Here is a 20,435-nt window from a genome sequence, read left to right on the forward strand (position 1 = left end):
CACCAACATTGTAGTCCCGTCCCTCGCGAGCGGGGGCCGCAGCCCGACCGCGCGCTGCCGCTCGCGTGTGACTCGCTCCTCGCATCTCGACGCCCCAGCGCCTCGCCCCCGCCTCTCGACGGGCTGGCGGTCCGGCAAGCTCAGCCAGGCCCGCCGAAGATCCGCGAGCGCGCCTGCACATAACGTCCGAAGGTGCTGTCCCCTGTCAAAATGGGCACCGGAGTGGGCTCTAGATCATCGATGCGTCCGAGCACGCCATCGCCACTGAGGGCGAACAAGTTTCGGGGCACATCCACGGAATTCACCTCGTCGACGCCGTCGGAGAGCACGGACAGGACGCTGTGGGTCAAGATCGCGCCCTGTTCGTCGATGGCGAGGACGACCATCGGAACCCCCGGAAAGCGCTCGAGCCCGCGGAGCCGCGACACCCGGACGAGCTGCGTAATCGGTTCCAGCTCCGTGCCCGGCTGCTCCCCCGGACCCGGGGGAATCACGCACGACCAGGCCACCCAGCTCCCGCTCGGAGAGAACGCGGCCTCGCCTGCAAAGAAGCAGTCGGTGTCCTCTTCGTTGAGGGTCTCGAGGATCCCGGCGAGGGCGTCGACGCGGACCACCGCCCCGGCTCCCGACATGAACACGACCCCGGTGCCGTCGGCGAAGGGCGCCCAGGCGTACTCGGGCGGGTCGACCATGGTGACGCTCCGAAGGCCCTCGTCCCCAGGGGCGCGCTCGTCCCACAGGTGGAGCGCCCCCGCGCCCAGCCACACGCTGGTCTCGCCGTCGACGTTGAGCAACAGCTGCAAGGTCCCCGCGGCGTGCTCGGACGCGAGCTTGGGCGGCAGCGCCAGCGGGCCCGAGCTGAGCCCTCCGTCGGCGCCACCGATCGAGCCCTCGCGCAGATCGAAGCGCTGCCAGCTCCCGCCGTCGGCGCTGGAGCGCGCGAGCACGCTCTCCCCCGAGGCCGACACCGACGCCAAGGTCCCGCACGCCTCGCGGGCCAGGCAGCGGGTGGTCAGCCCCGGGTCGTCGGGCAGGCTCCCGCTCGGGCCCATGCGATCCTCGACCTGCGCGACGCGGCGAACCCGCGGGTCGGTGCCAGACTCGGGGTAGCGGACGAAGTGCAGCGAGGCGCTGGCCGGCCCGAGCTCGGCCGCGACCACCACCGGCGCCCCGACGGCGCTGAGCACCCAGTCGAAGCTACCCGGGATCCGCTCGGGCTGGACGCGGCCGCCCGAGCTCCCCACGTCCACGCCCGCGCCCAGGGGCAGGACGGCGAGGTGGTCGGACACCGCGGTGCCCAGGCGGGTCCAGCTCAAGGCCGTGCCGCGGGCGGTGAAGGCCACCGAGGCCACGGCCTCGAGGCTCGGGGACGGGAGCTCCAGGGGCAATCGACGGCCATCGCGCAGATCGATCCACCCCGCGTTTTGGGCACCCGCGCGGATCAACACGCCGCGCCCCTGCGGACCGAGGGTGACGCGATCGATGGGGTCCTCCTCGCCGAGGATGTCGAGCTCGCGCAGCTCCCCGCGGTCGTAGACGTGCAGGCGCCGCTGACCGTCCTCGCCGAGGCCGTCCATCCACACCGCGCGGGCGTCGACGGTGGGCGTGCCGCAGGCCGGGAGCGCGGCCACGAGCGCCGAAATCACGGCGCCTCCCCGGGCCGGCGTGAGATCCCCCAGTACCCTCCCAGGCCGCCGAGGCGCGCCGGCAGATGGGGCCCCCTCAGGCCGAGCGGCCTGTCCGCGAGCCCCTTCCCCAGACACGGCGCCACGCTACCACGCGCGCCCCCGTCCCTGACCCCCAGCGGGGGGCCGAATGACCGGGATTGGTCCCCTGGCCGCCTTGCGCCAATGGGCGCCATCGGGCAAGGTGGCGCGCCAATGGCCGAGGACCAGGAGAACAACGACGAGCTCGTGATCGAGGAGGGCGCGGACGCTGCGGCGCTGGCCCAACAACAACAGATCGCAGCGATGCAAAAGGCCGCTTCGGAGATTGACCTGGTGGTCCTCCCCCTCGCGTGCATCAACGAAGGCAAGGGCGCGCCCCTGTCCATGGGCGTCCAGCGCTGGCTCGCCCAGGAGCTCGCGCGCACCGGGCTCAAGGCCGCCGCGCCGGTGTTCACGGCCATCGCCGAGCAGCAAGGGCGCAAGGTCCCCGCGCTGCTCGTCTACAAGGACCCCTGGGTCGACGCCCGGGCCCTCGAGGGCGCCGCGCGCTTCCCCAACGCCACCCGGCTGATCGCCGCGAACTTCTCGGTGTCCGAGGAGCAGCTGACCCTCGAGGTCCGGCTGTCCACCGTCCACCGCGGCGAGGGCGACGAGACGACCGTCGAGGTCGAGGTCGAAGGCGAAGAGGGCGAAGAGGCCAAGACCGAGTCCCGCACCGTCCCCGGGCGCCTCGAGACCGTCGGCACCTGGACCTTCGAGAGCAAGGCCGAGACCGTCGGCGAGAAGTTCCTCGAGGCCCTCAAGACCGTCGGCGAGGCCACGGGTCAGACCGTCGAGCACGACAGCTGGCAGACCGCCTTCAAGACCCAAAACCCCCAGGCCATGCTCAGCTTCCTCGTGGGCCTGGGCAACCTCTCGGCGCTCCAGGGCCGCACCGTGCCCGCGACCACCGACCAGCTCATCAACCCGCTGATGGACGCGATCAACCGCGACCCGGCGATGGACCCCGCGATGGAGGCCCTCCACGCGATGGTCGACCTCATCATCGGCATCCAGCCTGACCGCACCGCGACCCCGCTGTGCCTCCAGGCCCTGTCGATCGCCGCCCAGCGCCGCAAGGACGACGCCGAGGCCTGGCACCACCTGGCCGCCGTCGCGCGCCGCATGGGCGACCTGCCCACGGCCATCAACGGCTTCAACCAGGCCTTCAACCTCGAGCCCACCAACATCCAGATCGCGGTCAACTTCATCCAGACCCTGCGCGGCGGCGGCGACACCGAGAACGCCCTCAAGGTCGCCCAGCACGCCGCCGAGCAGGGCAACGACGGGCCGCCCGTGCTCGCGCTGCTCGGCAGCCTGCTCATCGAGAAGGACGACTTCGACGCCGCCGAGCCCTTCCTGCGCCGCGCCGTCGAGGAGGGCAAGATCCCCAGCGCCTACGGCGACCTGGCCAACGTGCTGTGGGACCGCTCCGACGATGACACCGACGAGCAAAAGGAAGACCGCGAGGAGGCCATGACCCTGCTCGCGACCGCCGTCGGCCTCAACCACGTGGCCAAGAGCGCCATCGAGATGCTCCTCGATCTGGCCATGGAGGAAGAGGACGACAAGGCCACCGAGCTGCTGCTCGGCGCGGGCGAGAAGCACGCCACCAACGCGGCCGTGCTGACCTCGCTGACCACCTTCTACGTCGAGGGCGAGAACCCCGAGGAGGCCCGCCCCTGGCTCGAGAAGCTCCTCGCCCTGCCCCGCCGCAGCCTCGACGACGACGCCTTCGCGCGCCGGACCATGCTCGCCCTCGAGATCGACGAGTTCGAGGAGCGCTACGAGGTCGCCATCGACAACGTCAACAGCGGCGACCCCGGCAAGCAAAACGAGGCCGCCGTGTTCCTGCGCGAGGTCATCGCCAAGGACGCCCGCTACTGGCAGCCGCACCTCATGCTCGCCCTCGCCGTGCGCGAGTCCGAGGGTGACGCCGCGGCCCTGAGCCACCTGATGAACGCCGTGCGCCTGCGCCCCAACGACGGCCAGATCCGCCAGCTCATCGCCGCGATCTTGCGCAAGCAGGGCCGCCCGCGCGAGGCCGTCGAGCACCTGCGCGCCGTCGTCGCCCTCAACCCCCGCGACGTCGAGCCGGTCATCAGCCTGGCGACCTGCATGCGCGACGCGAACATGTTCGCCGAGGCCCGCCAGATCTGCACCGCCGCGCTGCAGATGATCCCCAACCAGCCGCAGTTCGAGGCCATCCTCGCCAGCCTGCCGCCGGCCAAGTAGGCCCAGGTCGTCCGCGTCGTCGGCCTCGCCGACGCAGAGCCCTCGCCGTGTGCGGGGGCTCTTTCGTTTGCGCGTCCGCGTGCCAGGTGATCGACTCGCGCTCAGCTCGGCACACCCAGGGTGTCCCCATGCGACGCCGATCCGCCCCCCGCCTGCCTCTGTTCGCATCCACCCTCGCGCTGAGCCTGCTCGCGTGCGGAGGTGACGACGGCGGCGACGACGGCGACGCGAGCGGCCCGCCCTGCGAGGACGACCTGTTGCTGTGCGAGAGCGGCGAGCCCCTCCAGCCCGATCCGGCCTGCACCCTCGAGGGCGAGCTGAGCTTCGAGCTCGGCAACGCCGAGGGCAGCTTCACGCCCCTCGCCCCCGGCGAGACCCCGACGACCATCACCGGAAACCAGGGCGGCTGGCACACCTGGCTCGGGGTCCGCGTGCTCGACCCGGCCCTCGACTACCCCGGCGTCGAGGTCCGCGTCGACCTGCTCGAGTGCTACGACGACTGCGAGGCCGAGGACGCGGCCTTCGAGCAGGTCCGCTCGCGCACCGTCGTCAGCCCCGGGGTCGAGGCCAACGGCGCCGTCGAGGTCACCGACATCCTGTTCGTGTGGTGGTCGGACTGGTTTGGCGTCTCGTCGAGCGATCGCTGGCGCCTCGAGGTCAGCGTCCGCGACCGATGCGGCCGCGAGGGCAGCCTCAGCCACCAATTCGTACCGCCAAGCTGAGTCGTGGACGTGGGGCAGGGAGGGCGTGGCGTCGTCCACGACGGCAAAAATAGACAGGGACTGTGATTTACTCACAGTCCCTGAGTCGTGGACGTGGGGCAGGGAGGGCGTGGCGTCGTCCACGACGGCTAAAATGGACAGAGACTGTGGATGCATCCACAGTCTCTGAGCCCTCGCTTCAGTCGCTCGGCACGAGCGAGACGGTGATCACCCGGGGCGCGTAGGCGCAGTAGCAGCCGAACTCATCGAAGGCGCCGTAGTCGTCGACCTCAACCTCGAGGGTCTGCGCGTCGAAGCCCGGCGCCGACACCTCGAGGCTGTAGAGGCCCGAGTTCACCCCAAAGCCGCACGCCTGCATCCCCGTCGCCCCCGTCGTGCACGCGCCGTAGCCTTCGCAGACCACGAGGCCCTGGGCCGCGGGCTCTCCCGTCGACCCGTCGAGGACGACGACGCTGACCGCCGGAGGGCAGCAGCCGCCCTCGTCCGCGCCCTCGTCCCCTTCGGGACCACAAGCCGTCAAAGACGCCACGCTCAGCGCGAGGACCAGCCATCGAGAGGTCGAGGACACGCTCATGTCCCTTCAGGATGTGTCCTCAGCCGCAGCGCGAAAGGCCGAGCCTGGCCGCAGCCTTTGCCTGCTCCCGACACCCCCGCCGCGAACCCTGCGAACCCGTCCCGCCCTTGCTCCCCGCCCGGCTCGCCAAGGGCCGCTGCGCCCCCTAAGATGCGCGCTCGTGACCGTCGTCGTCGTCGCCGAAAAGCCCTCCGTCGCGCGGGACATCGCCGCTGCGCTCGGCGCGACGCAGCGCCGCAAGGGCTACCTCGAGGGCGAGGGCTACCGCGTGACCTGGGCCGTCGGCCACCTCGTGGGCCTCGCCGAACCGGGCGACATCGACGCGGCCTGGAAATACTGGGACCTCGCGACCCTGCCCATGCTCCCGCGCAGCTGGCCCCTGCGCGCCCTCGAGCACGGCGCGGACCAGCTCGCCGTGCTCGCGCGCTTGATGAACGCCCGCGGCGTGAAGGAGCTCGTCTCGGCCACGGACGCGGGGCGCGAGGGCGAGCTGATCTTCCGCTACATCTACGAGCAGGTCGGCTGCACCAAGCCCTGGCGGCGGCTGTGGATCTCGGCCCTGACCCACGAAGCGATCCGCGCGGGCTTTCGGCGCCTGCGCAGCCCCGCGCAGCTCGAGGGCCTGGCCAACGCCGCTCGTGCGCGCAGCCGCGCCGACTGGCTCGTGGGCATGAACCTCTCGCGCGCCTACAGCCTGCGCCACGACGACTCGCTCAGCGTCGGTCGCGTGCAGACGCCGACCCTGGCCATGCTCGTCGAGCGCGAGCGGGCCATCCGCGAGTTCGTCCCCGAGCTCTACCGAGAGGTGCACGCCCGCTTTGGGGCCAGCGTGGGCGAGTACGAGGGGGTCTATCACCGACCGGCGCCGCCCGACTCCGAGACCCAGGCCCAGCGCGCGGCCAAGCCCAGGCGCGACGCCAAGGCGGCCGCGAACACCCTCGCCCGCCTGCCCGCGGAGCCCGACGAGGCCGAGGAGGTCATCGCCCGAGCCAAGCGCGGCGAGGCCCACGTCGCCTCGGTCAGCCGGACCAAGCGCAGCTTCCCGCCCCCGCTGCTCTACGACCTGACCGAGCTCCAGCGCCACGCGAACCGCCTGTTCGGCTTCTCGGCCAAGCGCACCCTGGACATCGCCCAGACCCTCTACGAGCGGCACAAGGCCCTGTCCTATCCACGCACGGACAGCCGCCACATCGACCGCGAGACCGCCGGGACGCTGGGGTCGATCGTCGCCGCGATCGCGCCGAGCTACTCCGGGGCCGAGACCAATCTCGTGGCCGAGCGCAGCGGCGAGCGCCCGCTCGGATCGCGCTACGTCAACGACGCCAAGGTCAGCGATCACCACGCGATCCTGCCCACGGCCGAGCGCCCTTCCCTGCGCGCCGGCAGCGACGAGGCCAAGATCTACGACCTCGTGTGTCGCCGCCTGCTCGCCGCCTACCACGAGCCGCACATCGAGGCGCGGACCAAGGTCGAGACCCACATCGTCACCGCGCGGCCCGAGGCCGGGGTCGAGGCGATCGTCGACCGCTACCTGAGCACGGGCAGCTCCGTGGAGCAGGAGGGCTGGAAGGTGCTCGACCTGCGCGTCCGGCCCAAGGCCAAGACCGAGCCCAAGCTGCCCGGCGGCCTGGCCAAGGACCAAGCGGTGCGCGTCCTCGATGTCCGCGCGCTGTCCAAGCAGACCCAGCCTCCGCGCCCGCACAGCGAAGCGACCCTGCTCGGGGCCATGGAGCACGCCGGGCGGCAGCTCGACGACGAACAGCTCGGCGAGGCCATGCGCGGCAGCGGCCTGGGCACCCCGGCGACGCGCGCGGCGACCATCGAGCTGCTCTTGCGCCGCGGCTACGTCGAGCGCGAGGGCAGCAAGGCCCTGCGCGCGAGCCCCAAGGGCGAGCGGCTGATCGACGCGGTCCATCCCCAGGTCAAGAGCCCCGAGATGACCGGCAACTGGGAGCTCTCGCTGCACCAGATGCGCGGCGAGGCTGGCGAGCTCGAGGCCTTCATGCAGACCATCGAGCGCTACGTCAGTGAGGTCTGCGCCGCGGTCCAGGCCCAGGGGCGAGCGCCGCCGCGCTCGCCACGACCCGGCCCTGCGCGAGCCCAACACGAGCCCAGCGATCGCCGCGCCCATCCCGGGCAGCCCGGCCCCGCGCGCCAGACCCAGCTCCAGCTGAGCGCCACGAGCCATGGCCCCCCAGCTCCGAGCCCCCGCGAGGTCCTGGCGCCCGATCAACTCCCGCAGCTGCTCGCGGAGCGCTTCGGCTTCCCTGCCTTTCGCCCGCACCAGGCCGAGATCTGCGCGGCGATCCACGCGGGCCACAGCGCGCTGGTCGTGATGCCGACCGGGGCTGGCAAGTCGCTGTGCTACCAGCTGCCCGGGGTCGCGCGCGGCGGCGCGACCTTGGTCATCAGCCCGCTGATCGCCCTGATCGAAGATCAAGTCCACAAGCTGCGCGCGCAGGGCTTCGTCGCCGAGCGCATCCACTCGGGGCTCTCCCGCACCGCCGCGCGCGAGGTCTGCCGCCGCTACCTCGCCGACGAGCTCGACTTCTTGTTCGTCGCGCCCGAGCGCCTGGGCGTGCGGGGCTTCCCGGAGATGCTCGCGCGCCGCCGCCCCGCGCTCATCGCCGTCGACGAGGCCCACTGCATCTCGCAGTGGGGCCACGACTTTCGCCCGGACTACCGCATGCTCGAGGCCCGCCTGCGCCCCCTCGGCGCCGGCCGAGAGGTGCCCATCGCCGCGCTCACGGCCACGGCCACGCCCCGGGTCCAGGGCGACATCCTCGCCCAGCTGGGGCTCGACCAGGCCAAGACCTTCATCAAGGGCTTTCGCCGCACCAACCTGGCCATCGAGGTGGTCGAGGTCCCGGTCGGCGCCCGCCAGCAGCTGTGCGCCGAGCTCCTCGAGCCCGACGAGCGGCGCCCGGCGATCGTCTACGCGCCCACACGCAGCAGCTGCGAAGAGCTCGCGCAGCTGCTCGGCGAGCGCGGGCGCGGACGCTACGGTGTCGCCCGCTACCACGCGGGCATGAGCGCCTCGCAGCGGGCCAAGGTCCAAGCTGCGTTCACCGCAGGCGAGCTCGGGGTCATCGTGGCGACCGTGGCCTTCGGCATGGGCATCGACAAGGCCGACATCCGCACGGTCGTGCACGTCGCCGCGCCCGGCAGCCTCGAGGCCTACTACCAGGAGATCGGCCGCGCCGGCCGCGACGGCGAGCCGAGCCGCGCGATCTTGATGCACGCCTACGCCGACCGGCGCACCCACGAGTTCTTCCTCGAGCGGGACTACCCGCCGCTGGCCAAGCTCGAGGCCGTCGCTCGCCTGCTCGGGCCCCGGCCCGTGCAGCGCGTCTCCTTGCGCAGGCGCGCGCGCGTCAAGATGGAGCTGCTGCAGATCATCTTGACCAAGCTGTGGATCCACGGCGCCGCCGCCCTCGACGACGAACACAGCGCCCGCAAGGGCCCGCGCGACGACTGGCGCGCGCCCTACCAGGCCCAGCGAGAACACCGCTACGAGCAGCTCGAGCGCGCCCAGCACTACCTGCGATCGAGCCGCTGCCGCATGCTCGAGCTGATCGAGCACTTTGGCGACCGGGAAGACCAGGCCGGGCCCTGCGGCATGTGTGACATCTGCGCGCCCTCGCAGGTGCTGCTCGCCCAGCGCGAGCGAGCCAGCGAGATCCAGCAGCGCTGCGCCGAGGCCATCGAGGCGGCCCTCCGCGCGGCGCCCAAGGGCATCGCCGCGGGGCGCCTCTACGAGGACCTCGCCATGCCGCAGGTCGATCGCGGCAGCTTCGAGGGCGTGGTCGAGGCCCTCGTGCGCGCGGGCTACGTCGAGGTCGAGTCGCGCACCTTCGTGCCCCGCGGCAAGCGACGCCGGGTCAGCTTCCGCAAGCTCAGCCTCGCGCGCCCCTTCCCCACCGAAGCGGACGCGCTCGAGGCGATGCTGGCCAGCTTGCCGGTGATCGTCGACTTCGGCGAGCGCTACCCCAGCAAGGCGAAGACCAAGGCCAAGGGCCCGCGTCGACGCAAGGGCAAGCGCCGGACCAAGCAGGCGAGCAAGCGGCGTTCATCCTCGCGGACATCCTCGAGCGCCAAGCCCCGCGCCGCGCCCAAGCCCCGCGCGGCCCCCAAAGCGCGCGCCTCCGCCGAGAGCTCCTCGAGCACGAAGGCCAGCGACCCCCGCCTGCGAAGCTTACAGAGCTGGCGCACGGCCGTGGCCCAGGTCCAAGGCCTCGCCCCCTCGCGGGTGCTCAACGACAAGCAGCTCCACGCCCTCGCGACCTCCACAGTCAACGACATCACGGACCTCCGAGCCGTCCCTGGCATCGGGCCCAAGACCCTCGAACGCTACGGCCAAGCCCTCGTCCAGCTCCTGGGCGAAGACTGAACGCCCCCCGCTCCCAAGCCCCGAGCCCCGGCGGGGCCTAATCGCCGCTGGCTTCGGGGCCTACCGGGCGGCCTAGCGACACGTCGAGGGCCGCCCGCGCCTGGTGCAGCTCCGCCCACGCCGAGACCTCCTGGGCCGCCGCCTCGGCGACGGCGAGCTCGCGCAGGTTGACCCGCAGCAGGTCGCTGTCGCCGAGCTCGAAGCGGCGCAGCTCGGCCTCGGACAGCTGCCGCGCCAGGTCGTGCTGCTCGGCGCGGAGCTCGAGCTGGGCGTGGGCGGCCACGAGCGCCGAGTGGGCGTCGCCGATCTCCATGGCGACCTCGTTTCGAGCCAGGCGCAGCTGCGCCTCGACGCGCTGGAGCTCGGCCCGGGCGGTGCGGGCCTTGCCCCGAGCCTTGCGCATGGGGATCGGCAGCTCGAGCTCGATGGTCGCGGCGACCTCGGGGGGGAGCAGGGACTCGACCCCCTCGCCGAGGTCCTTGGCGACCCAGGCCGAGACGTCGACCCGCGGCGCGATCTGGTTTCGAGCCCAGCGCAGCTCGGCGACCTTTTGCTCGCGCACCTGGAGCAGCGCCTGAATGTCCGGGCGGTTGGCGATGGCCTGCTCGATCTCGTCGCTGGTCGGCGAGAGCGGGACTTCGATCTCGGGGACATCGCCCGCCCACACGCTGGCCGGCAGCACCGGCACGCGCTCGCGCCCAGCGAGCACCGGCTCGCCCTCGCCGTCGCGCAGGAACAGCGAGAGCTTGAGGGTCGCCTTTTGGAACGAGCGCGTCTCCTTCACCACCTTGCCGCGGCGCGAGAGGATGGTCCGGCGGTTGTCGACGCCGACGATGGCCTCGACGGCGCCCAGATCGATCTGCCGGCGCAGCCCGACGTCGCGGGTCTCGGCGATCTCGAGCAGCTGCTCGGCGACCTCGAGGCGCTGACCCGCGGCGACCCAGTCCCAGTAGGCCTTGGTCGCCTTGAGCTGGAGCTCGAGGGACTTGGCGTCGCGCTCGGCGTCCTGGCGCGCGACCTCGAGGTCGGCGACGCGGCGCTCGGTCCGGGCCTCGTCCGTGGGCCCGCCCTGCCACAGCGGCAGGCTCGCCCCGGCCCGCAGCTCGCCGCCAGAGGCCGTGAGCAGCTTGCCGTCGTAGACCGCGAAGTCGCCGGCGCCCACGCGCCACCCTGCCCACACGCCGAGGCCCCACAGCGGGGTCGCCTGGGTGACCTTCACGTCGACCAGGCCGTGCTGGTAGTAGCTCAGGGGCTGGATCAGCCCGCGGGCCGCCAGCTTGGGGTCGAAGGCTCCCCGCGCGGCCATGGCCTTGCCGCGGGCGCCCTCTCGCTTGCGCTCGGCGGCCTCGAGGCGCGGGTCGTGCTCCGCCACGGAGCCGAGCACCTCGCCGAGCTCCAGGGGTGCAGCCCGGGCCGGGCCTTCCGCGCTGTCCGCCGTCCGAGCATCGGCCTGGGCCTGGCTCGCCTGCGCCCGCCGGGTGGCCGCCGCCGCGGGTGTCTCGACGCCGCGCTGCGTCCGGTCGACCGCGACCTCCGCCTCGGCCCTCCCCTCAGCCGGGACTTCCTCAGCTCCCTCTTTCGCCGGCGCCGGCGGGGCCACGAAGGTCGGGGGCGGGGCGAAGCTGAGCAGGAGGGCGACCGTCACAGCCGCCGCGCTCACTTGACCCCCTTGGCGACCTTGGCGTCGACCGGGCCCTTGCCCTTGCCCTTGCCCTTGCCTTTGCCCTTGCCGTCGTAGGCCGGGTCGACCGCGGGCGGGAAGCCGTTGAACTGACGCCACAGCTCGTAGCCCAGGCGGACGCGGTCGAGCAGCACCCAGCCCTTGACCCGCACGCCCTGACGCAGGAAGCGCTGCTCGGGCCAGGGATCGTCGTCGGGGTCGGGGCGCACGACCACGCGGAAGCGGCCGGCGTCGTCGGTGGTCGCGTCGACGAACTCGACCACGCCGCCGAAGGTGCCCACGGCGGCCGACGGCCAGCCCACGAACTGCACCGCAGGCCAGCCCTCGAACTGCAGCCGGACCTTGCGGCCCGGAGCGATCAGCGGGCCGTCGCGCCCGGACATCCACACCTCCACGGCGCTCGCGCTCATGTCGGGCACGAAGCGGGCCACGGCATCGCCAGCCTTGACCATCTGACCGTCCTGCTTGACGACGATCTTGAGCACCGTGCCGTCCCGGGGCGCGACGATGGTCATGCGCTGCTGCCGGGCCAGGCGGGTCTCGACCTTTTGAACTTCGGTCTCGGCCTTGGCCAGGTCGGCCTCGGCCTTGCGCAGATCGGCCTTGGCCTTCTCCACGCTCGCGGTCGCGCTCGCCCCGGCCTCGGTGCGGTTGACCCCGAGGCGCTCGATCTCCCGCTTGGCCGCGCGCAGGTTGGCCTCGGCGCGGTCGAGGTCGGCGGCCTCGGTCTCGGCCTTCATCTGGGCGACCTCGACGTCGCGCTTGGACGCGAGGCCCTCCTCGAACAGCGCCTCCTTGCGATCGCGGTTCAGGTCCGCGGTGCGCGAGGAGGCCTTGGCCGCGTCCACGGCCCGCTCCGCGGCGACGAGGCGATCGCGGGCCACGTCGACGCGCAGCCCGGCGGAGCTGCGCTTGGCGTCGGCGGCCAGCTCGAGCGAGGTGATGCGCGCCTTGGCCACGTCGACGGAGCCCTGGGAGGCCGTCTTGGCCATCTGCGCCGCGTCGAGCTGACGCTCGTAGCGGGCCAGGATGTCGGGGTCGTTGTCGGCGATGTCGGCCAGCGAGTCGCCGGCGCGGACCCGGCTGCCCTCTTGCACGTGCCAGCGGACGATGCGGCCCTCGATGGGCGCCTCGACGGCCTGCTGGCGCTCGAGCGGGGCGTAGGCGATGACGCGCCCGGTCCCGGCGACGTTTTGCTGCCAGGGGGAGAAGGCCGCGACGATGGCGATGAGCAGGGCCACGCCAATGATCCGCGCGAGCACCTGGGTCACCCGCGGCGTCGTGCTGACGAGCATCGACGCGCGCATGCGTGGGGAGGGCGGGGAGGACAACATGGTGTCGTAGTTCGAGGGGGCGAGAGGCAAATCGAAGGACAGGTCGGGCTCAGGCGCGAGCTTGGACCTCGGCGTTGTCGCTGACCACGAGCAGGGTCCACGGCGCGTCGGCTGCGAACACGTGGTCGAGCAGGGCCTCGCTATGGCCCGCGTCGAGCTCGAGGCCGTCGAGGGCCCCGTCGAGGATGAGCAGGTTGGGCTGGCGCAGCAGCGCGCGGGCGAGCACCAGGCGGCGGCGCTCGACGTAGTCGAAGGGCGCCCCGCTCGGGCTCATGCGCATCTCGAGGCCCTTGCCCATGGCCTCGATCTTCGCGTCGAGGTCGAGCATGCGCAACACCGACCACACCCCGCGCAGCTCGAGGTCGCAGCCCAGGCGCAGGTTGTCGAGCAGGGTCGTCGGCAGCAGCACGGGCTCGTGATCGAGGACCAGGGCCACGCTCTCGCGGGTGCGCTCGGGGTCCAAGAGCGCGGCCGGGACCCCGTCGAGCTCGACCCGCAGGGCCCCGCTGCCCTCCTCACACATGGCGTAGAGCGCCCAGCACAGCTTCGAGTGGGCCCGCGAGCGGCCCTTGAGCACCCGGCGCTCCCCGGCCGCGAGGCTCAACACGGGATCACCGTCGAGGCCGTTCTTGGTGATCTCCACGGTCATCGGCAAGCCCTGGCCCGCCCCCCGACCGACCACCGCGCCGCCGCGCCGCTCCACGGGCAGGTCGACGATCTGGCCGAGCTTCTCCGCCGAGGTCGCGGCGTCGTAGAAGGTCTCGAGCTGCTTGCCCAGCTTGGCCAGGCCCGTGCCGAGGGTCGCGACGACGAGCTCGGCGGCGACGAGCTGGCCCAGGGTCAGCTGGCGCTGAATCACCAGCCAGCCGCCGATGCCCAGCAAGGTCGCGCTGGCCAGGACCTGCAGGCCGACGCCGCCGACGATCTGACGCAGCAGGCGGTTGAAGTGGTCCCCGCGGGCGTCGAGCCACGCGCGCAGCAGCTGATCGCCGCGGGCGTCGGCGAAGGCCCGGGCCCGGGCGTCGCCCAGGCCGCCGGCCCTCGCCGTCATGCTCCCGGCCACGCCCTCGAGCCAGGCGGCGACGGCGTACTTGCTCTTCGACTCGCGCAGGCTCGCCGACAGGGCGCCCTTGCCGAACACGAAGATGACCACGGCCACGGACAGGACCAGCACGAAGTCGAAGGCCAACAGCAGCGGGTGGTAAAAGGCCAGCAGCAGCAGACCCGAGAGCATCTGCAGGACCAGGGCCGAGCCCGAGAGCAGCAGCTTGGCCGCGGACTTTTGTAGGGACACCGCGTCGAAGATGCGGTTGGCCAGCTCGGGCCCGTGACTGGGCGAGTCCTCGCCCAGATCCAGCCGCGGCAAGCGGCGCACGAAGTCCGCGGCCACGCGCACGAACAGGCGCCGCTGGATCATCTCGACGACGACGTACTGGGAGACCTGCAAGACCGCGACGAAGCCGAGCACCACGGCCGAGAGCAGGCTGAGCACGACCAGGGGCTGCAAGGCCGCGCCGAGGGCCACGGAGTTGACCAGGGCCTGGACCGCGACGGGGATGACCAGGCTCGACACGCCGACGGCGACGGCGTAGATGGCCACGACCCACAGGTCCCGGCTCTCGAACTTGGCGACGGAGACCAGGCGCCGCACGGCCTTGCGCCCGGGCCCGAGCACGCGCTCGAGGGTCCCCGGAGCCGCCAGCCCTGCCCCCGCGAGGGGGAACATCGCCTCCGCCCGCAGCCAGTGCAGGTCGATGGTCTTGTGCCGGCTCAGCCAGTCGCCGAGCTCGCGGGCGCTCAAGCGTCGGCGCCACTCGCTGCCGTCGTCCTCGATGACCGCGAGCTCCACACCCCGGGCGTTGCCGCCGAGCAGGACCAGCCAGCGCTGCCCCGCCCAGCACAGCGCCGGGCTGCCGAGGGCCGCGAGCTCGAGGAGCGTGCGCGCGTCGCCCGAGTCCCCGCCGGTGCACCCGCTATCGTCCCGCTCACAGGACAGGCCCGCCACGCGGCCGGCCTGGATCATCGAGCACGCCCAGCCTTGCGCGCCCTCGGCCGTAGAGGCCGTAGACACCGCTAGCCAGGCGTTCTCGGGGCTGACCGCGACCCCACAACGATTTGCGAGCAGCTCGAGCGCGCGGCTCGCCGACACCGCCGAAGGGTGACCCGAGGCGGGAGCTTCCTCCGCCTCGACTTCCTGTTGTCCCAAGCCAATCATGGACCTTGCCGATGTAGCCTACGAAAAAACATCCAACAAATAGAAGTTTGCTCAGCGAATTTTAGAAAAAATGAAACATGACGTTTCAGTCTTGAATTCGGAGCTTGATGAGCAATATACCGGTATCGGCTCGAGGGTGTCTTTCATGACGATTAGCTCTCAGCTGATGTTTGTCGCTCGCTCTTAGGTCAGACCGATCATGTCCCAGTGGGTCAACTACCATCACTTGTTGTACTTTTGGATGGTCGCCAAGGAGGGCAGCATCGCCGCCGCCGCCAAGCGGCTGAGCGTCTCGCAGCCGACGATCTCGACACAGTTGCGCACGCTGGAGGATAACCTGGGCGTCAGCCTCTTTGATCGCTCCGGTCGGCGCCTCGCGCTCACCCAGACGGGCAGTGTCGCCCTTCGTTATGCTGAAGACATTTTCAGTCTCGGGCGCGAAATGGTGGATGTGCTGCACGAGCGCCTCGAAGGGCGGCCTTTGAGGCTGGTCGTGGGGGTGACCTACGTGGTCCCCAAGCTCGTCGCCTACCGCCTGCTGCAGCCTGCTTTGAACCTCGGTGACGGGCTGCACGTCGTCTGCCACGAGGACAAATTCGACCAGCTCTTGGGGCGCCTTGCACGCCATGAGCTGGATCTGGTGATCTCCGACGCGCCGATCGGGCCCCACGTCTCGGTCAAGGCCTTCAACCATCCCCTGGGATCGTGCGGGGTCACCTTCTTTGGCGCGCCGCCCCTGGCACGCAAGTACAAGCGCGGCTTCCCCGAGTCCCTCGACCGGGCGCCATTTTTGCTGCCCATGCAGGGCAGCATGGTCCGCCGCGAGCTCGATCGATGGTTCGACGACCTCGACATCCACCCCGAGATCGTCGGCCAGTTCGACGACAGCGCCCTGCTCAAGGTCTTCGGCCAGTCCGGCGTGGGGGTGTTCGCGGCTCCCTCGGCCATCGAGGCCGAGATCACCTCGCAGTATGGGGTGCAGGTCATCGGACGCAGCGACTCGATCCAAGAGCGCTTCTACGCCATCTCCGTCGAGCGTCGGCTCAAGCACCCGGGGGTGCTGGCGATCTCCGAAGCCGCGAAGACGAAGCTGTTTGGCTAGCACAGTCAGGTCCCGAGGATGGACTCGCACAGTCCGCCGCGGTTGGGGCTGACCTCGTCCGGATAGTCCGGGTCGCCCTGCTCGCGGAACACGATGGCCAGGAACTCGGCGCACTTGGCCTTCATCTCCGCGTCCAGGTGCTTCACCGCGCGGGGGTCTGCCTCGTCGAGGCCCGCGCGGTCGGCCTCGACGCTGTCGAGGGCAAAGGCGCAGCCGGCCTCGAGGGCCTCGCCGTCGAAGGTGTAGCGGAGGTCATCGAGCTCGGCGGCGATGGCCCCGTGGTAGACGCAGCCGCGGGTCGCCGTGCGCCCCTCGCCCAGGGCGACGCAGCGCTCACGGATGGCGTCGCCGTAGCGGCGGCAGCTCGGGCTGGGCGAGGACTGGACGAAGTGGTCGAAGTCGATCTCCTTGGGGCGCTCGCTCGGGCTCGCGTTGGGGATGGCCGCGATCAGCTCCTCGAAGTCCTGCTCCACGGCCTTTACCGCCTCCGGGGCCACGAAGCCGTAGTCGGACACGACCACCCGATCGCGGCCGTCGACGGAGCCGATGGTCGTCGCGGACTGGTCGCTGAACTCGCTCGCATACTCGGCCCCGCGGTCGAAGGGGGGCTCGCCAGCCGCCGCGAACAGGCGCGCCGTGAGCTCCTCGTCCGCCCGACCCACGTAGACCCCCGCGCGCTTGGTGTGGCGCTCCCCGATGTACAAAAACTCGCCGCTGGGCCGGAGCACGAGCCGCTGCACGGGGCAACGGCCGTAGCAACCCGAGGTCCGGTAGTCGAGCTCGCGCAGCGGCCCGCGGACATCGGCGGGCCGATCGAGCGTCGCCCCGCCCTCGCTCGGGCGCGGGTCGTCGCGCTTGGGCGGGGGCGGAGGAGGCGGCTCGGGCGAGCCTGGCGACCGGCCGAGCTCGGGGGCGGGGACCTGCTCGTCGACGCTCGAGCGCCCCTCCGTGCACGCGCCGAAGACGAGCAGCGCCAGCGCGACGGCTAGGCTCGAGCGGGCGCTCATGGCTGCCCCCCGTGCCCGTGAATGAAGCGCTCGACGTGCCAGCGCAGATCGAGGGGCGCGAGCTCGAGCTCCGGGTTGCCGTGGCTCAGCTGCGAATGAACCACGAGGGGTCCGAGGAGCGCGAGGACCAGGTCCAACGCCTCTCCCAGGCCCAGCTCGCCCGCGCGCTGGTAGTGGCTCACCAAGGCGGCGACCTTCCCGATGATGCGGTTTGGCGTCCGCAACACGCTGACCAGCTCGGGGTGGCGCGGGCTCTCCACCATCACGAGACCGAGCAGGCGTGAGCGGCTCGCGTTGGCGGCCACGAACACGCGGACGACCCTGTCCAGGTCCTCGACGAGCTGACCGCTCGGCTCGAAGCTCGCCTCGGCCATGGGCGACAGCCCGTGCTCGATGGCCGACGCGAGCAGCTGCGCTTTGGAGCCGTACTTGCGAAACAAGGTCAGCTCGCTGACCTCAGCCAGCTCGGCGATGGTGCTCATGGTCGCCCCGGCGTAGCCGCGCTCGAGCATGACGTGCATGGCCGCGTCGAAGACCGCGGCGTCATCGATTCGCTTGGGCATGGCGCTCGGTCCTCAGCATAGCCCTCCAACACAAACGGCGGCACAGGCGCTTTTTTTGTAAGTGTTGACTAACAAAAGATCGCCCTTTATTGTAAGTGTCGACCAACAAAAGAATCATGCTGCCGAACTACTGGTATCCGATCCTGTTCAGCCGTCGTGTCCGCCAGCGCCCCGTCGCGCTGCGCCGCGGCGGCGTCGACCTGGTCCTGTTTCGCAACGCCCGCCGCGAGCTGGTGTGCCTGCGCGATCGCTGCCCGCACCGCGGCGTGCCCTTGAGCCTCGGCTTCGTCCGCGCGGGGCGGCTCGTGTGCGGCTATCACGGCTTCGAATTCGACGACGCCGGGGCCTGCGTCCGCATGCCCTGCGAGGGCCCCGACGCCCGCATCCCCGCCGGCATGTGCACCGACCGCTTCCCGGTCCGCGAGCGCGACGGGATCGTGTGGATGTTTTGGGGCGCGGACGGCCTGGCCGAGGCCACCGAGCTCCCTTACCTGCGCGCGACCGTCGGCTACGCCGGGACCAGCCACGACTCGGAGCTCGAGTGGCCGCTGTCGTTCACGAACTCGCTCGAGAACAACTTCGACATCCACCACTTCAACTACGTGCACGGCTCGCAAGTGTCGATGGTCCGCGTCGGCAGCCTCGTGGGGGAGAGCGCCGTCGAGCTGCGCCCCGACGGCCTCGACTACCGCGCGAACGCCGAGCCCCTGCCCGGCGAGCGCGGCCGAACGCGGCGCTTCCTCGTCGAGTACCGCGCGCCGAGCTTGCAGGCCATCAACGTCGACCAGACCGGCATGGTCACCGTCTACGACTGCCCGATCGACGCGGACACGACCTTCCGCATGCTCCGCATGTACCAGCCGATCACGATCCCGGTCGTCGGCAAGCTCGCCGCCATGGGCTTCACGCTGATGGCCGGGAAGTACGCCCAGCTCAACGAGGACCTCCCCTTCGCCCGGCACGTCGCCCCGCCCGGTCAGGACCGCCCCGTCCGCGCCGACGCGGGCATCACGGCCTTTCGCAAGTTCGTGCGCCAGCGCCTGCTCGACGCCCGCGCGGACGAGCTCCCAGAGCACGTCGCGGCCGCGATGGCCTGGCACGCGCCGCCCTGATCGCGGAGCGCCGCGTCAGAGGGTCGGCCAAAACGAGTTTGGCCAACCCTCTGTCTGCTTTAGCCGTCGTGGACGACGCCACGCCCTCCCTGCCCCACGTCCACGACTCAATGACTGCCACGCCCCCGCTTGCGGGGGCGACCACGGGCCCTCTCACAGGCACGAACTCCATTGCCCACCAAGCCAAAGCGGAGGAGCGGACAGCGACGAAGCGCCCCGGTCCCCAGCTCCCTGTGGGGGCAGAACAGAGCTCAGTCCCAGCGAATCCCTTGAGCCAGGGGCAGCGCCGCCCCGCCGTTGACGGTGCAGGTCTGGCGGCGCATGTAGGCCTTCCACGCGTCGCTGCCCGCCTCGCGCCCGCCCCCGGTCGCCTTCTCGCCGCCGAAGGCCCCGCCGATCTCCGCCCCCGAGGTCCCGAGGTTGACGTTGGCGATGCCGCAGTCGCTGCCCGCCGGGCTGTAAAAGCGCTCGACGGCGCGGACGCTGTCGGTGAACAGGGCGCTCGACAGGCCCTGCTCGACGCCGTTGTTCCAGGCCAGGGCGCGCTCGAGCTCGCCGTCGGGGTAGCTGCGCAGGTAGAGGATGGGGGCGAAGGTCTCGACCTCCATGGGGCCAAAGGTGGCGTCGAGGTCGAGGCCTGGGGGCACGCGCACGAGGGCGGGCTGGACGTAGTGGCCGGGGCCGTCGAGGACCTCGCCGCCGGCCAAGACCGCGCCGCCTTGGTTGCGGATCTCGGCGAGCATCGCCGAGAAGCGGGCCACGGCCTGGGCGTCGATGAGCGGACCGACGAGCTTGGTGGCGTCCCGCGGGTCGCCGACGCGCTGGCCGATCTGCTCGTAGGCCGCCGTCAGCTTGGCCGTGAGCGCCTCGGCCACGCTGGCCTCGACGAACAGCCGGCGCGTGGTCGTGCAGCGCTGGCCCGCGGTCCCGGCCGCCCCGAAGGCGATGGCCCGCGTCGCCAGGTCCAGGTCCGCGCTGGCCTCGACGATGATCGCGTTGTTGCCCCCGAGCTCGAGCAGGGTCCGACCCAGGCGCGCGGCGACCCGCGGGGCCACGGCCCGACCCATGGCGCACGAGCCCGTGGCGCTGACCAGGGGAAAGCGCGGATCGTCGACGAGGGCCTGGGCCACGGGATCGTCGGGGCCGATGATCAGCTGCATCGCGTCGCCAAAGCCAGCCTCGGCGAGCACCGGCTGGAGCAGGCCGTGGACCGCGAGGGCGCACAGCGGCGCGGCCAGGCTCGGCTTCCACACCACCGGGTCGCCGCACACCAGGGCGATGGCGGCGTTCCACGACCACACCGCCACGGGGAAGTTGAAGGCCGAGATGCACAGCACCGGACCCAGGGGCAGCCACTGCTCGAACATCCGATGGTCGGGGCGCTCGGACAGCATGGTCCGCCCGCCGAGGCTGCGCGACAGCCCCGTGGCGAAGTCGCAGATGTCGATCATCTCCTGGACCTCGCCGCGGGCCTCCTCGATGCCCTTGCCGACCTCGGCGCAGACGAGCTGCGCGAGGGCTTGCTCGTGGGCGCGCAGCCGCTCGCCCATCTCGCGGACGAGGGCCCCGCGAGCCGGCCCGGGGTGCAGCCGCAGGCGCGCAAAGCAGCGCGTCGCCGCCTCGGTCTTGGCCTCGGCCGAGGCCAGATCATCCTGCGCCAGGTGGGCCAGGGCCGCGCCCGTCGACGGGTCGATGCAGGCCAAGCTCCCCTCCCCCGCTCCGACGTCCGGGAGTTCGAGGTCGAGGCTGGCGAAGATGGCGGCGAGTTCGGCGGAGGCCATGGGCGGTTGATAA

The 20,435-nt window shown here is 71.6% G+C and carries 13 protein-coding genes; 5 read left to right on the forward strand and 8 right to left on the reverse strand.

Annotated features, from left to right (window positions below; translation table 11 throughout):
• Positions 1 to 140: 140 nt before the first annotated feature.
• Positions 141 to 1,646, reverse strand: a complete 1,506-nt coding sequence (locus PPSIR1_RS16660; protein ID WP_006972267.1) for a hypothetical protein — start codon at positions 1,644 to 1,646, stop codon at positions 141 to 143.
• A 234-nt stretch (positions 1,647 to 1,880) separates the two neighbouring features.
• On the opposite strand from PPSIR1_RS16660, the gene PPSIR1_RS16665 reads away from it, so the two are divergent.
• Both PPSIR1_RS16665 and PPSIR1_RS42955 read left to right on the forward strand, forming a co-directional pair.
• Positions 1,881 to 3,941 carry a tetratricopeptide repeat protein gene (locus PPSIR1_RS16665; protein ID WP_006972268.1) on the forward strand — a complete coding sequence of 687 codons (2,061 nt, stop codon included), beginning with the start codon at positions 1,881 to 1,883 and terminating at the stop codon, positions 3,939 to 3,941.
• Between the two features lie 128 nt (positions 3,942 to 4,069).
• Positions 4,070 to 4,663 carry a hypothetical protein gene (locus PPSIR1_RS42955; protein ID WP_006972269.1) on the forward strand — a complete coding sequence of 198 codons (594 nt, stop codon included), beginning with the start codon at positions 4,070 to 4,072 and terminating at the stop codon, positions 4,661 to 4,663.
• A 178-nt stretch (positions 4,664 to 4,841) separates the two neighbouring features.
• On the opposite strand, the gene PPSIR1_RS16680 is transcribed toward PPSIR1_RS42955, so the two are convergent.
• The gene (locus tag PPSIR1_RS16680; protein ID WP_006972270.1) at positions 4,842 to 5,237 is read right to left on the reverse strand and encodes a hypothetical protein; all 396 of its coding nucleotides are present in this window, start codon (positions 5,235 to 5,237) and stop codon (positions 4,842 to 4,844) included.
• A 160-nt stretch (positions 5,238 to 5,397) separates the two neighbouring features.
• Between PPSIR1_RS16680 and PPSIR1_RS16685 the strand changes: the two genes are divergently transcribed.
• Positions 5,398 to 9,627 (forward strand): DNA topoisomerase 3, encoded by a 4,230-nt coding sequence (locus PPSIR1_RS16685; protein ID WP_006972271.1) that lies wholly within the window; start codon positions 5,398 to 5,400, stop codon positions 9,625 to 9,627.
• A gap of 37 nt (positions 9,628 to 9,664) precedes the next feature.
• On the opposite strand, the gene PPSIR1_RS16690 is transcribed toward PPSIR1_RS16685, so the two are convergent.
• From PPSIR1_RS16690 to PPSIR1_RS16700, 3 genes are read right to left on the reverse strand one after another with little or no spacing between them, the layout of a single operon-like run.
• Positions 9,665 to 11,287: a TolC family protein gene (locus tag PPSIR1_RS16690; protein ID WP_045116169.1), complete on the reverse strand. Its 1,623-nt coding sequence runs from the start codon at positions 11,285 to 11,287 to the stop codon at positions 9,665 to 9,667.
• Entirely contained in the window at positions 11,284 to 12,642 is a 1,359-nt protein-coding gene (locus PPSIR1_RS16695; protein WP_157595635.1) for an HlyD family secretion protein, read from the reverse strand. Before PPSIR1_RS16695 ends, PPSIR1_RS16690 begins: the two co-directional genes overlap by 4 nt.
• A 49-nt stretch (positions 12,643 to 12,691) precedes the next feature.
• Positions 12,692 to 14,791: an ATP-binding cassette domain-containing protein gene (locus PPSIR1_RS16700; protein ID WP_198154527.1), complete on the reverse strand. Its 2,100-nt coding sequence runs from the start codon at positions 14,789 to 14,791 to the stop codon at positions 12,692 to 12,694.
• A 265-nt stretch (positions 14,792 to 15,056) separates the two neighbouring features.
• Here PPSIR1_RS16700 and nhaR point away from each other — a divergent pair, with 265 nt between their 5' ends.
• Positions 15,057 to 15,959, forward strand: coding sequence for a transcriptional activator NhaR (gene nhaR, locus PPSIR1_RS16705; protein ID WP_006972276.1), 903 nt, complete (start codon positions 15,057 to 15,059; stop codon positions 15,957 to 15,959).
• 5 nt (positions 15,960 to 15,964) lie between these two features.
• Here the strand turns inward: nhaR and PPSIR1_RS16710 are convergent, their stop codons facing one another.
• Together PPSIR1_RS16710 and PPSIR1_RS16715 are read right to left on the reverse strand one after the other, a co-directional pair.
• Positions 15,965 to 16,966 carry a DUF6438 domain-containing protein gene (locus tag PPSIR1_RS16710; RefSeq protein ID WP_006972277.1) on the reverse strand — a complete coding sequence of 334 codons (1,002 nt, stop codon included), beginning with the start codon at positions 16,964 to 16,966 and terminating at the stop codon, positions 15,965 to 15,967.
• On the reverse strand, positions 16,963 to 17,529 hold the full coding sequence (locus PPSIR1_RS16715; RefSeq protein ID WP_006972278.1) for a TetR/AcrR family transcriptional regulator: 567 nt from the start codon (positions 17,527 to 17,529) through the stop codon (positions 16,963 to 16,965). Before PPSIR1_RS16715 ends, PPSIR1_RS16710 begins: the two co-directional genes overlap by 4 nt.
• Before the next feature lie 116 nt (positions 17,530 to 17,645).
• Here PPSIR1_RS16715 and PPSIR1_RS42960 point away from each other — a divergent pair, with 116 nt between their 5' ends.
• Positions 17,646 to 18,641, forward strand: a complete 996-nt coding sequence (locus tag PPSIR1_RS42960; protein ID WP_006972279.1) for an aromatic ring-hydroxylating dioxygenase subunit alpha — start codon at positions 17,646 to 17,648, stop codon at positions 18,639 to 18,641.
• A 251-nt stretch (positions 18,642 to 18,892) separates the two neighbouring features.
• Here PPSIR1_RS42960 and PPSIR1_RS16725 read toward each other — a convergent pair whose 3' ends face one another.
• Positions 18,893 to 20,422 (reverse strand): aldehyde dehydrogenase family protein, encoded by a 1,530-nt coding sequence (locus PPSIR1_RS16725; protein ID WP_006972280.1) that lies wholly within the window; start codon positions 20,420 to 20,422, stop codon positions 18,893 to 18,895.
• Positions 20,423 to 20,435 lie beyond the last annotated feature (13 nt).

The organism is Plesiocystis pacifica SIR-1 (assembly GCF_000170895.1).
Classification (GTDB): domain Bacteria; phylum Myxococcota_A; class Polyangia; order Nannocystales; family Nannocystaceae; genus Plesiocystis; species Plesiocystis pacifica.